The sequence below is a fragment of the Rhizobium sp. 22-785-1 genome (assembly GCF_053521965.1).
Window position 1 is genome coordinate 1 of record NZ_JBNWDI010000008.1, and the last position, 12318, is coordinate 12318.

11 protein-coding genes are annotated in these 12318 nt (G+C 56.5%); 5 read left to right on the top strand and 6 right to left on the bottom strand.

The annotated features are described in order from the left end of the window. Positions 1–31: 31 nt before the first annotated feature. The 3 genes from cysN to ACQZ5M_RS16025 are packed head-to-tail and all read right to left on the bottom strand — an operon-like array spanning position 32 to position 3260. The gene (cysN, locus tag ACQZ5M_RS16015) at positions 32–1507 is read right to left on the bottom strand and encodes a sulfate adenylyltransferase subunit CysN (RefSeq protein WP_449080255.1); all 1476 of its coding nucleotides are present in this window, start codon (positions 1505–1507) and stop codon (positions 32–34) included. Beyond that, positions 1507–2460: a sulfate adenylyltransferase subunit CysD gene (gene cysD, locus ACQZ5M_RS16020; RefSeq protein WP_449080256.1), complete on the bottom strand. Its 954-nt coding sequence runs from the start codon at positions 2458–2460 to the stop codon at positions 1507–1509. The genes cysN and cysD overlap by 1 nt, the downstream gene beginning before the upstream one ends. 32 nt (positions 2461–2492) lie before the next feature. Then, on the bottom strand, positions 2493–3260 hold the full coding sequence (locus ACQZ5M_RS16025) for a phosphoadenylyl-sulfate reductase (RefSeq protein WP_449080257.1): 768 nt from the start codon (positions 3258–3260) through the stop codon (positions 2493–2495). Positions 3261–3795: 535 nt separating this feature from the next. Here ACQZ5M_RS16025 and ACQZ5M_RS16030 point away from each other — a divergent pair. The 4 genes from ACQZ5M_RS16030 (at position 3796) to ACQZ5M_RS16045 (ending at position 7726) form a co-directional block, all read left to right on the top strand. Continuing rightward, positions 3796–4821, top strand: coding sequence for a sulfate ABC transporter substrate-binding protein (locus tag ACQZ5M_RS16030; RefSeq protein WP_449080258.1), 1026 nt, complete (start codon positions 3796–3798; stop codon positions 4819–4821). Between the two features lie 133 nt (positions 4822–4954). After that, positions 4955–5812, top strand: coding sequence for a sulfate ABC transporter permease subunit CysT (gene cysT / locus ACQZ5M_RS16035; protein WP_296077558.1), 858 nt, complete (start codon positions 4955–4957; stop codon positions 5810–5812). After that, entirely contained in the window at positions 5805–6677 is an 873-nt protein-coding gene (gene cysW / locus ACQZ5M_RS16040) for a sulfate ABC transporter permease subunit CysW (RefSeq protein ID WP_449080259.1), read from the top strand. The genes cysT and cysW overlap by 8 nt, the downstream gene beginning before the upstream one ends. A gap of 11 nt (positions 6678–6688) precedes the next feature. Beyond that, positions 6689–7726 (top strand): sulfate/molybdate ABC transporter ATP-binding protein, encoded by a 1038-nt coding sequence (locus ACQZ5M_RS16045; RefSeq protein ID WP_449080260.1) that lies wholly within the window; start codon positions 6689–6691, stop codon positions 7724–7726. Positions 7727–8080: 354 nt separating this feature from the next. On the opposite strand, the gene ACQZ5M_RS16050 is transcribed toward ACQZ5M_RS16045, so the two are convergent. The 3 genes from ACQZ5M_RS16050 to ACQZ5M_RS16060 all read right to left on the bottom strand — a co-directional run bounded on the left by ACQZ5M_RS16050 (position 8081) and on the right by ACQZ5M_RS16060 (position 11382). Next, complete coding sequence (locus tag ACQZ5M_RS16050; protein WP_449080341.1) at positions 8081–9067, bottom strand: NAD(P)H-quinone oxidoreductase; 987 nt, start codon at positions 9065–9067, stop codon at positions 8081–8083. 102 nt (positions 9068–9169) lie between these two features. Further along, the gene (locus ACQZ5M_RS16055; protein ID WP_449080261.1) at positions 9170–10987 is read right to left on the bottom strand and encodes an EAL domain-containing protein; all 1818 of its coding nucleotides are present in this window, start codon (positions 10985–10987) and stop codon (positions 9170–9172) included. Positions 10988–11154: 167 nt separating this feature from the next. After that, entirely contained in the window at positions 11155–11382 is a 228-nt protein-coding gene (locus tag ACQZ5M_RS16060) for a ribbon-helix-helix domain-containing protein (protein ID WP_449080262.1), read from the bottom strand. 323 nt (positions 11383–11705) lie between these two features. Here ACQZ5M_RS16060 and betI point away from each other — a divergent pair, with 323 nt between their 5' ends. After that, a complete protein-coding gene (betI, locus tag ACQZ5M_RS16065) occupies positions 11706–12317 on the top strand; it encodes a transcriptional regulator BetI (RefSeq protein WP_296017230.1) in 612 nt (203 codons plus the stop codon). The last annotated feature ends 1 nt before the right edge of the window (position 12318 follow it).

A 12318-nucleotide genomic window follows, 5' to 3' on the forward strand; every position in this document is an offset into this window, starting at 1 on the left:
AGGCGCCGGGACAGTCCGGCGCCTTTTTCCTTTATTCCATATCTTCCAATAGTCTTGAGGCGGATTTAGCGTTCGTTCTGCGGATTTCGATTTCATCACGCCGGGCGGAGAGCAATTCGCCTGCCAGTAGCGCTTCCGCCAGGTCTACCGGCAGAGAGAGGATAACGCGTTCGCCATCCGAAATTTTGCCCGTATCGCTGCGTTTGCCGAGAATCATCCCGCCCGCAACGGTGTTGTTCGTGTCGGGATCGATCAGGATGAAGGAGCCCGTCGAACGGTTATGTTCATACGGGTCGAAAATCGCAGTTTCGTCGAACGTCAGACGAACCTTGCCAATCGCGTTCATTGGCAGTGTCTCATCATGCGCCTGCCAGTGACCGTTTTTAAGATCGAGCTGCGTAACGGGCTGAACGCTGACGCGCTGGCGGCGGCTGCCGCTTTTCAGCCAGTATCGCTTGTTTGGCTCGATGCCACCGGGCTGCAATGCCACGATCTGAGCATCGAAAGCGAGGCCCGTCTGCGGCTGCGCATCGATGGAAACGATCATATCGCCTCGCGATACATCGACCTGACGATCAAGAACCAGTGTGATGGCATCGCCAGCAACAGCGGCATTACGCACCAGATCGAAAGTAACGATCTGCTTGACGTTGGCGACCACGCCGGACGGCAGAATGACGACGGAATCGCCGGGCTTCACCGCGCCACCGGCAACTGTCCCCTGATAGCCCCGGAAACTTTCACCCGGACGAGACACGCGCTGCACGGGGAGACGGAAACCGCCAGTCTGTGTGGAGCGGACCGTGGCGAGCTCGAGTGTTTCCACAAGTGTTGGGCCGTCATACCAAGGCATCGAAGCCTTGCCGGAAAGCACGACATTCTCGCCCTTGAGCGCAGACATCGGAATGGCGACGATCTGCTTGATGCCAAGCGACAACGCAAACTCCTTGAAGTCATGCGCGATCAGTTCGAAACCGGCCTTGTCGTAGTTGGTGAGGTCGATTTTGTTGACGGCGAGCACGAACTGACGAATGCCCATCAGCGCGGCGATCGTGGCATGACGGCGCGTCTGTTCTAGAATGCCGGTTCGCGCGTCCACCAGAAGCACGGCGAGGTCGGCAGTCGAGGCGCCGGTCGCCATGTTGCGCGTATATTGCTCGTGACCGGGGGTATCGGCGACGATGAAGGCGCGCTTGTCGGTGGCGAAATAGCGATAAGCGACATCAATAGTGATGCCCTGTTCGCGCTCGGCCTGAAGGCCATCGAGCAGAAGCGCGAAATCGGGAAGGCCGAGATCATTCTGCTGGCCGCTATCGCGCTTCAGTGTCGCCGCCTGATCTTCCTTCACAGCCTTTGTGTCCCAAAGCAGGCGACCGATCAGGGTCGATTTGCCGTCATCCACGCTGCCGCAGGTAATGAGGCGAAGCGGGCGGGTATCCCTGACGGTCTTTGCCGGCTCAACGAAAGGCAAAATGGTGGCGGATTGCGCCGTGGAGATCTGTGTCATCAGAAGTAACCCTCGCGCTTTTTCTTTTCCATGGAGCCGGACTGATCGCGATCGATGGCGCGGCCCTGCCGTTCGGAGACCGTGGCAATTTCCAGCTCGGCGATAACCTCGTCCAGCGTCGTGGCCTCGGAATGGATCGCGCCGGTTAGCGGGAAGCAGCCAAGCGTGCGGAAGCGGATCGAATCATATTTCACCTCTTCGCCTGGCTGCAGTTCCAGCCGCTCGTCTTCCGCAAGAATCATCATGCCGTCACGCTCGATATAGGGGCGTTCCTTGGCATAGTAGAGCGGAACGAGAGGGATGTTTTCTGCCTGGATGTAGCGCCAGATATCGACTTCCGTCCAGTTGGATAGAGGGAAGGCGCGCACGCTTTCTCCTTGACGCACCATGCCATTATAGATGTTCCAAAGTTCCGGGCGTTGGTTGCGCGGGTCCCATTTGTGATCGGGCGTGCGGAAGGAATAGATGCGTTCCTTGGCGCGGCTGGCCTCCTCGTCGCGACGCGCACCGCCAAAGGCGGCATCGAACTTGCCGGCATCGAGCGCCTGGCGCAGCGCTTCGGTCTTCATGATATCGGTGTAGAGCGCCGATCCATGGGTGAAAGGCGTCACGTTTTCCGCCGCTCCACGCGGGTTGGTATGCGAGATCAGATCGAGATCATATTCCTTGACGATATTGTCGCGGAACTCGATCATTTCCTTGAACTTCCATCCGGTGTTGACGTGCAGAAGCGGGAAGGGGATGCGGCCTGGAAAGAATGCCTTGCGCGCCAGGTGCAGAAGCACGGACGAATCCTTGCCGATGGAGTAGAGCATCACGGGACTCTCGAACTCGGCGGCAACTTCACGGAAAATGTGGATGGCTTCGTTTTCGAGGGCTTTCAAGTGGGGGTCGAGCGGCTGCTTGGGTGTGCTGACGCTGGTGCCTTCCGTTTCCGGAACTGCATTGGACATTTTAAAACTCCGGCAATGTACTGATTGAAATGTTAATGGCGTGAGGCGGGGATTGGCGAGGCTTGCGTGGCTTCGGCAACATGAAGGCCGCATTCGCGCTTCTCGTCATTTTCCCACCACCAGCGACCGGCGCGCTCTGGCTCGCCGGGCTTGATGGCGCGGGTACAGGGCTCGCAGCCGATGGAAGGGTAGCCACGCTCGTGGAGGGGGTTCACAGGAATGTTTTCCGCCGCGACATGTGCCTTGATTGTTTCGATGTCCCAGTCCGCCAGCGGATTGATCTTGATGAGATTGCGATCGGAATCGAACTCGGCGAAAGGAGTGGCAGCGCGGTTGCCGGACTGGCCTCGGCGAAGGCCGGTTATCCAGAAGCCGGCGCCTTTGAGTGCCTTGCCGAGCGGGATCAACTTGCGGACATGACAGCAAGCGTGGCGCGCCTCGACACTCTCATAAAAGCCGTTCAAGCCATATTTTTCAGCATAAGCGCTGACATCATTCGGCTCTGGATGAAAACGCGTGATCGTCAGACCGTAGCGGTCTTCCGTCTCATCGATCAATCGAACCGTCTCTGCAAACAGGCGACCTGTCTCAAGCGTCGCCACTTCGATAGGAAGGCGATGCGTGCCGATTGCGGCTGTGATGACTTGGTCTTCGATGCCGAGGCTCGTCGTGAACACAGTCCGCGACCCAAGCCCCGCGACAAAGGCCAGCCTCTCGACAAGAGAAAGATGCTTCAACGTTTCATCGAGCGAAGTGATATCGTGCTGGGGTATGGGCTGCGGAGGCGTGTTTATCGTCATTTCTCGATTCCGAAACTTTACTGTCCCGATAATCTTCGAAAAACGCCATCTTTTACAGAAATGCCCGTGCTTCTCTCAGGCGCTAACGAGCAAATATCTCTCTTGCAGCAGAGTTACGCGCAAAAGAGTCCCAATATATTGAATCTGTTCCTAGTCCGCTGATCCCAATAAAACGTTGTTCGCAACCAATTGCAAGAGAATTGCGATATTTTCTGTAATTTTTATAGAATTCTTTTCCGGCGTCGCGTGATGCTGGCTGATATATAATTGGTGGGCTGCTGCAAAAAATCGGAAATGCCATTCCAGCGAAGCGATTTTTTCTCACTTTATGGGGCGAAATGCAGCAAAATCGCGAACTGGTTTTGCGCATCTAGGGAATTCCGCGCATTACTTGTTTCATCATTCTTTCCGTTCGCGGCGTTTTTCATATTGCCGGAGCATGCGGCAGGGAAACACTTTTGCGAATAAATCGCAGCTGATTGACCACACAATCTCAAACGCTAGTGTGAGCCCGTACGCATCCAGGAGGGTAGTGATGTCGAAATTTCTTTCCAGCCTTGGCGCAATCGCGCTTGGCCTGTCAGTCACATTGGGTGCTGTAGGACCGGTTTCCGCCCAGACCAAGCTCCTCAACGTGTCCTATGATCCGACAAGAGAGCTTTACAAGGATTTCAATGAGGCTTTTGCCAAAAAGTGGAAAGCCGATACGGGTGAAGACGTCACGATCCAGCAGTCGCACGGCGGCTCTGGCAAACAGGCCCGTTCCGTCATCGACGGACTCGAGGCCGATGTGGTCACGCTCGCGCTGCAGAGCGATATTGACGCCATTGTCAAGAACAGTGGCAAGATCAATACGGACTGGCGCGCGCGCCTACCCCATAACTCCTCGCCCTACACATCCACCATCGTTTTCCTTGTCCGCAAGGGCAACCCCAAGGGCATCCATAACTGGGGCGATCTCGTAAAGGGCGACGTCCAGATCGTAACGCCGAATCCCAAGACCTCCGGCGGCGCGCGCTGGAACTATCTCGCAGCCTGGGCTTGGGCGAATGAAGAGTTCAAGGGCGATCAGGACAAGATCAAGGCCTATGTCGGCGAGCTCTACAAGCGCGCCCCAGTCCTCGATACCGGTGCGCGTGGCTCGACGGTAACCTTTGCCCAGCGCCAGATCGGTGACGTTCTGCTCGCCTGGGAAAACGAGGCCTATCTTGCCGGTCAGGAATTTGGCGAAGATTCCTTCGACATCGTCGTTCCACCGATCTCGATCCTGGCGGAACCGCCTGTTGCCGTGGTCGACGCCAATGTCGATGCCAAGGGTACGCGCAAGGTGGCGGAGGCCTATCTGCAATACCTCTACTCCGACGAAGGGCAGAATATTGCGGCCAAGCACTTCTATCGTCCGAGCAATCCGTCTGTGGTCTCCAAGGATCTCCTGAAGCAGCTGCCGGATATCAAGCTCGTCACCATCGATGATCCGATCTTCGGCGGATGGGCAAAGGCGCAGCCGGAACATTTCGGTGATGGCGGAATCTTCGACCAGATTTACAAGCCCGGAAAGTAAGTGGATGATATAGCGAACCGCCCGGGCAGGCCTTGTGTCTGCCCAGCGAGGAGCAGGACAGATCGACTGGCTTCACGGCCGGTCGATGGCGCATATGATGGCTTGTTGAGCCACTAGTTTACCCGGAGCCTCGATGAGCAACACCCCGTCGCAAAGCGGATGGAAGTGGCGGCAGTCCAGCGTCTTGCCAGGCTTCGGCCTGACGCTCGGCTACACGATTACCTATCTCTTTCTCATTATTCTGATTCCCCTTGGTGGCCTCATCTGGTCCACCGCCCATCTCGGTTTCGCCGAGTTTCTCGCCATTGCGACCGACAGCAGAACCTTGAATGCGCTACGCATCAGCTTTGGCACGGCGTTCCTGGCAGCCTTGGTCAATGCCTTTTTCGGCGTCATCATCGCTTGGGTGCTGGTCCGCTATCGCTTTCCCGGTCGGCGTTTTATCGATGCGATCGTGGATCTACCCTTCGCTCTGCCGACTGCGGTGGCAGGCATCTCGCTGACGACACTTTATTCCAATCGAGGTTGGATCGGCTCGCTGTTCGAACCGCTCGGTATCAAAATCGCCTTTACGCCGCTCGGCATCGTCATTGCGCTGATCTTCATCGGGCTACCCTTCGTCGTACGCACGGTGCAGCCGGTCATGGAAGAAATCGACCGGCAGGTTGAGGAGGTTGCGGCTACACTCGGGGCCAACCGTTTCCAGACGATCACGCGCATACTTCTGCCGGGTCTAGTGCCGGCAATTCTCACAGGCTTTGCGCTCGCTTTTGCCCGTGGCGTCGGTGAATATGGCTCCGTCATCTTCATTGCCGGCAATATCCCTTATGTTTCGGAGATTGCGCCGCTTCTCATCGTCATCAGGCTTGAGGAGTTCAACTATGCGGGCGCAACCGGTATCGCCACAATCATGCTGATCATTTCCTTCGCCATGCTTTTCGTCATCAATCTCATTCAGGCCTGGAGCCGCAAGAGGTACGGTTATGCCTGACACAGCGCAGTCCGTTTCTTCAAAGCCGTTCCGAGACCCCGCAAGCGAGGGTCTGCCCGCCAAGATTTCGCTTTTTCTCGTTGCCTTTCTGTTTCTCGCGCTCTTCCTCGTCATGCCTCTGGTGGCGGTCTTCTTCGAAGCCTTCCGCAAAGGCACGGGCGCGTTCTGGGAAGCGATCGTCGAGCCGGACGCACTCTCGGCCATTCGTCTCACCCTTCTCGTGGCTGCCATTTCCGTGCCGCTCAACCTCATCTTCGGGGTTGCTGCTGCCTGGGCCGTCGCCAAGTTTGAGTTCAAGGCTAAGGCGTTTCTCATCACGCTCATCGATCTGCCATTTTCCATCTCGCCGGTCATTTCCGGCCTGGTCTATGTGATCCTGTTTTCCTCACACAGCGTGCTGGGGCCGTGGCTGAAGAGCTACGGCATTGAAATTCTGTTTGCCGTACCTGGCATCGTGCTCGCCACGATCTTCGTCACCTTTCCCTTCGTCGCCCGCGAACTGATCCCGCTGATGCAGGATCAAGGGACCGGCGATGAGGAGGCGGCCATTTCACTTGGCGCGTCGGGCTGGCAAACCTTCTGGTATGTGACGCTGCCCAACATCAAATGGGGTCTGCTGTATGGCGTGCTTCTCTGCAACGCCCGCGCCATGGGGGAATTCGGAGCCGTATCGGTCGTGTCAGGCCACATTCGTGGAGAGACCAACACCATGCCGCTCCATGTCGAGATTCTTTATAACGAGTACAATATCGGTGCTGCTTTCGCCGTTGCCACGCTGCTGGCAGGGCTTGCGCTCGTCACGCTTGTTCTCAAAACCATTCTCGAAATACGCTTTGGCGCGGGCAACGCTGCCGGCAAGCATTGAAGGGCATATCCATGGAAGTGAAAGTTTCCGGTATCACCAAGCAGTTCGACCGCTTCCCGGCGTTGAATGACGTGTCGCTCAACATCCGCTCCGGCGAGTTGATTGCGCTGCTTGGACCCTCCGGCTCGGGCAAGACGACGCTTCTGCGTCTGATCGCAGGGTTGGAGCAGCCGACTAGAGGACAGATTTTTTTTGGCGATGAAGATGCTTCGCATCGCTCCGTTCAGGAGCGCAATGTCGGCTTCGTTTTCCAGCATTATGCTCTGTTTCGTCACATGACGGTGGCGGAAAATATTGCTTTCGGTCTGAAGGTGCGACCGTCTGCGACACGGCCGCCCAAGGCGGAAATTCGCAAACGCGTCTCGGAACTGCTGGACATGGTGCATCTTTCCGGCCTGGAAAAGCGCTATCCCAACCAACTATCCGGCGGACAGCGTCAGCGTGTGGCGCTGGCGCGCGCCGTTGCCATCGAACCGCGGGTTCTTCTGCTGGATGAACCTTTCGGCGCTTTGGATGCCAAAGTCCGCAAGGAATTGCGCCGTTGGCTGCGCGAGTTTCACGACCGCACCGGTCATACCACCATCTTCGTCACCCATGACCAGGAAGAGGCATTGGAACTGGCAGACCGTGTGGTGGTGATGAGCCAGGGCAAGATCGAGCAGGTCGGTACGGCGGATGATGTTTACGATACGCCGAATTCCCCCTTCGTGTTCTCCTTCATTGGCGAATCCTCCAGTCTTCCGGTGAAAATTCAGGACGGAAATATCCTGTTTCAGGGAGAGGGCATCGGCATTGCCGAGACTGGACAGGGCGAGGGCTACCTGTTCTTCCGCCCGGAGGATGTGGCGCTGACGGACGAACGCGAAGCGCTCTACGGCAAGGTGACGACCTGTCGCCGGCTGGCAGGGACGCGCATCGCCGAAATCGACATCGCCAATAATGGCCACGAGCCCTATCATCTGGAAATCGAGGTGCCGCTCGATGCATCCGTGTCGGTTGGCAACGACGTGCGCTTTCGTCCGACACGTTGGCAAGTTTTTAGGAAGTAACAGGCAGAAACGGAAAAGGGCCGCTTTGAGCGGCCCTTCCATGAGTTTGGTCCTTGTTTCAGACCCGAAACGTTTCGCAACGCTTCGAAGGGAAGGCGGATCAGGCCGAGGGCTGCCTCGTCAAAATCAAATCCTTTCCATTGCCTGCTACGAAGACCGAAATCTCACTAGACATTGGATCACCTTCCTTTCTCTACGTTGAACATAGTATGAAGGTAATCCGATTCGCGCTGATTGCAAGGGGTTGCCCTTATATCGATGTTTTAATCCGAACAAGGCGCCATCGCCGATGAACGGCAGTGTCACGTCAGAAAAGCCGCGGGCTTCGCTGACGCTGACGCCAAGCAGCTGATATCACTGACTAACTCGCATCACGATCTTGCCGATGTGGCCGCTGCTTTCCATCAGTCGGTGGCCTTCCGCAACCTGATCGAAATCGATCACGTCATGAATGACAGGTGCCACTTTACCGCTTTCCAGCAGTGGCCAGACCTGCTCGACGAGCTCGTCACGAATGGCGCGCTTCTCGTCGCCGGTGCGCGGGCGCATGGTCGAGCCTGTCACGGTAAGGCGCTTGACCATGATGGGGCGCAGATCCACCTTTTCGGCGACGGTGCCGCCGAGGAATGCGATCATCGACAGGCAGCCATCCTTCGCAAGTGAGGCGATGTTTTTTTCGAAATAGGATGCGCCGATCATGTCGAGAATGACATCCACGCCCTTACCGCCGGTCGCTTCCTTGATGACGGCGGCGAAATCTTCCTCACGGTAGTTGATCGCCCGCTTTGCACCGAGGTTCTCGCAGGCGGCGCATTTTTCCCTGGAGCCAGCGGTCGTATAGACCTCGGCACCGAAAGCCTTGGCCAGCTGGATCGCCGTCGTGCCGATGCCGCTGCTGCCACCGTGGATGAGGACACTCTCGCCTTCGGTCAAGCCAGCCATCTGGAAGAGATTGGCCCATACGGTAAAGAATGTTTCCGGCACGGCCGCGGCTTTGACCGCATCATAACCCGCCGGGAACGGCAGGGCCTGGCCCGCTGGGACCACGCAATATTCGGCGTAGCCGCCGCCATTGGCAAGTGCGCTGACCCGGTCGCCAATCTGGAAATCACTGACGCTTTCACCAAGTGCAACGACTTCTCCAGCGACCTCAAGGCCGAGAACCGGGCTTGCGTCTTTTGGTGCGGGGTAATTGCCCTGACGCTGCGCCACATCCGGCCGGTTTATGCCGGCAGCCTGCACCTTCACCAGCAGTTCTCCAGCTTTGGGTGAGGGCAGAGGCCCATTCGAGAACGTCATGACCTCGGGGCCGCCAAAGTTGGGCAGATCGACAAAACGCATGGTGGATGGCAGTGACACGGGTGGCCTCCTCAAAGCTTGCTACTGTCAGCTAGACTTAGGTCACTTATGCGGATTAAAAAAGGAGACGTAATGCCGCTCCAGTCATTTCATCTCACCATGACTGTGGATGACGAGTCCGGTTTCGCTCTTCTTGGCGGCTTTCTTGATATTGGCAATCTCCGCGCCAATTCCGTCCGGGTTGCCGATCAACATGCCCTTGGGAAGTTGAACGACGCCAATCGAGCAACGTAGAAGGGCAAATTCCCTCTCATTGCCAAAGCGGTCGAAACCCTTGATCTGTCCTGCCAGCCGGTCTTCTTCCGAATAAAGGGCGATGACATCGTCATGGAAGTCGCCGAGCAACCGCTCAAGAATTTCCGTTACCTCATCCGTCGTCCAGTCACGAACGCCGATGAAGAAATCGTCGCCGCCGATATGGCCAAGGAAGCAGTCGCCGGAGAAGAAGTAGCGCTTCATCAGCGCCGAGAACAGGCTGATGGCGTGGTCGCCGACGTGGAAGCCATACTTGTCGTTGAACGGCTTGAAATTATCGAAATCGCAGTAGCAGAAGAAGCGATCCTCGTCGCTATCGCGGCAGGATTCCTCGATGAAGCCGCTGATCGCCCGGTTCCCCGGAAGTGCTGTCAACGGGTTTTGCTCCTGCGCCAGCTTCAACTGCTTTTCGTTGATGACCTTGATCAGCGATGCGGCGGAGACGACACCGACATAGCGCATGTTTTCGGTGAGGATCACACAGGCGCTGCCGCCCATATTGGCGAAGATATTCATCAGCCGATCCGCATCTGCATCCAGCCCGACGATCGGCGCCCGATCAACGAAGTGCGATATGGTTCTCTCATAGACCTTGTTCTTCAACAGGTCGCGGCCGAAGGGCTGATAGATGTATTCCTTCAAATGGTATTCGTTGATCACACCGCGCGGCTCGCCATTGGCATTCAGAACCGGGAAGAAGGCCTGCTCCGGGTTGCGCCGGAACAATTCGAATACGCTGTCTATACTGTCGTTTTCATAAACTGTGGGAAGATGTTCGATCTGGCGGCGGATCAGGATTTCATCCAGCGTCTGACGATTGCGGCGAGTGTCGCCCAGTTGTTGGAGATGGGGAAACGAGCCATGCAACTCTTTGACGAAAGTGGTCGGGCGGGACACGAACCAACCCTGGATGAGGTCCACACCCATTTCACGGCACGTCAGGAATTCTCCTTCCGTCTCGATGCCTTCCGCAATGACGCGCACGCCTAGCACATGGGCAATATTGACGATGTTCTTGACCATGTGCCGTTTGCGCGGATTTCGCTCAACGTCCTGAATGAAGTAACGATCGATCTTCAGGTAATCGACATCGAAATCGCAAAGCAATTTCATTTCGCCATGGCCAACACCGAAATCATCGATGGCCAGCTTGAAGCCTTCCTTGCGCATACGGTTGATAAGCGCGCCGAACTCTGGGACGCTGGTATTGTCGAAGCGTTCTGAAAGCTCGAAGCAAATGGAAGAGGGAGGGATTTTGGCCTGCGTCAGCTGTTCCAGAAGCTTGTCCAGAATGATGTCGCCATGACGGATCAGGCGTACGTCCAGGTTGAGAAACAATGTGGCAGAGGAGCAGTCCGGAAGAGTGGAAAATTTCGCAAGCGCTCGGCTGGCGATCATCTTTTCCAGCTCGACGAGTTGTCCCTCGGCTTCCACATGATCCAGCAGCTCGATCGGGTTGGCAAAACCGATGCGCTCATGACCGCGCATCAGAGATTCATATCCGAATACTGACCCAGTCGTCGTCTCAACTATGGGCTGGAAGGCACACTCGAGAACGAGCTTGGCCATTGAAATCATCTGACCGCTGGCAAACCGTCTGACGACATTCTGCTCGGCACTGCTCGACATCACTTGCTTCTCCACCATTTCGGATCCGTTTACGGCTTCGCCGGATCGTCTTTTTGGCGGGATTGTGGAGACAACTCCTCAATGAAAACTTTACGTGATGTGAAACTTCGATGACAGCTTAAGCAATCGGTCGTATGCCGCATGTCCGGGGCATTATTAATATGTCCAAATGGGTGCGCTGGGCTTTAACGCCTCTGAGTGTTGTGGAAAGCGTAAAGCTCTGCCACATTGACGCTTTCACCATCCATTCTAGCCGCGGTGGCAATCCCCCGCCGTTCTCTTTGGTGCGTATCCCCCCAGAGCTTCAGAGCCGCGCGTACGACTTCGCTGCTGGATGCATAGGCACCGGATGCCACTGCTTCGTGGAGTTGGTCAGCCTGTTCCGGAGAGATCGATACGGTCAATACTGGCATAGTGGTCCTCCCGATTACCAAGCTGCGGATTTTTCCGTCAACCGTATAAGCCTCCATGCTGAGGCGATCGAGGCAAAGTCGATCTGTAAGTCGCATAGTGGCGGTCGTTATAAACGCAAGGCACCTGCATCGGTTCCAAACGAGGCATCATTTGCGTAACGAATGACGGCCTTACGGGGCCTGTCTGGTCTGCCACCTTCACCGCAATCTTAAAGCCAAAGCGCATGCTCGCCTTGACATGGCGCAAAGAACACCGAGACCTCGAATTTATTATTGATTGACTGATCAATCAATAATAAACAGATCACCAAAGGAGATCGCTGATGCCTAAGGTTGGAATGGAGCCGCTGCGGCGAAAGGCGCTGGTCGATGCAGCTCTTCGCACTATAGGTCACCATGGTTCGCTGAATGTGACGATGTCGGACATCGCTCGGGAAGCGGGCGTATCCGCCGCGCTTGCGCACCATTATTTCGGCAGCAAGCAACAGCTCTTGCTGGAAACGATCCGCAGCCTGCTGCGCGATCTGAGACGCGATGCAGTCGCGGCCCTGATGCGTGCCTCCGGACCGCGCGAGCGTCTGAGCGCCATCGTGCGCGTCTCGTTTCAAAGCGATCAGTTCACCCAGGAAACCGTTGCCGCATGGCTCGCCTTTTATGTGGAGGCGCAACGTTCCGAAGAAACCCGCAGGCTTCTTGTCCTCTATGCCAAGCGCCTTCGCTCGAACATCATGTACAGTCTTTCCCGCCTTTGCCCACCGGACGATGCGGCGCGGATCGCGGAAGGGGCCGCAGCCCTCATTGACGGGCTCTATATTCGCCACAGCCTGCAAGCGGCACCGTTGGGAATCTCCGCAGCGCCAGCCCTGGTCGAAGATTATTTCGACATGCAGTTGAAACGCTTTTCAGACAACAAGACGTCCACCCGACATCTTTGAG

Excerpts from the sequence above, each read along its gene's own strand:
- cysN (WP_449080255.1), bottom strand. The coding sequence starts at position 1,507 with ATGACACAGATCTCCACGGCGCAATCCGCCACCATTTTGCCTTTCGTT.
- cysD (WP_449080256.1), bottom strand. The coding sequence starts at position 2,460 with ATGTCCAATGCAGTTCCGGAAACGGAAGGCACCAGCGTCAGCACACCC.
- ACQZ5M_RS16025 (WP_449080257.1), bottom strand. The coding sequence starts at position 3,260 with ATGACGATAAACACGCCTCCGCAGCCCATACCCCAGCACGATATCACT.
- ACQZ5M_RS16030 (WP_449080258.1), top strand. The coding sequence starts at position 3,796 with ATGTCGAAATTTCTTTCCAGCCTTGGCGCAATCGCGCTTGGCCTGTCA.
- cysT (WP_296077558.1), top strand. The coding sequence starts at position 4,955 with ATGAGCAACACCCCGTCGCAAAGCGGATGGAAGTGGCGGCAGTCCAGC.
- cysW (WP_449080259.1), top strand. The coding sequence starts at position 5,805 with ATGCCTGACACAGCGCAGTCCGTTTCTTCAAAGCCGTTCCGAGACCCC.
- ACQZ5M_RS16045 (WP_449080260.1), top strand. The coding sequence starts at position 6,689 with ATGGAAGTGAAAGTTTCCGGTATCACCAAGCAGTTCGACCGCTTCCCG.
- ACQZ5M_RS16050 (WP_449080341.1), bottom strand. The coding sequence starts at position 9,067 with ATGCGTTTTGTCGATCTGCCCAACTTTGGCGGCCCCGAGGTCATGACG.
- ACQZ5M_RS16055 (WP_449080261.1), bottom strand. The coding sequence starts at position 10,987 with ATGGTGGAGAAGCAAGTGATGTCGAGCAGTGCCGAGCAGAATGTCGTC.
- ACQZ5M_RS16060 (WP_449080262.1), bottom strand. The coding sequence starts at position 11,382 with ATGCCAGTATTGACCGTATCGATCTCTCCGGAACAGGCTGACCAACTC.
- betI (WP_296017230.1), top strand. The coding sequence starts at position 11,706 with ATGCCTAAGGTTGGAATGGAGCCGCTGCGGCGAAAGGCGCTGGTCGAT.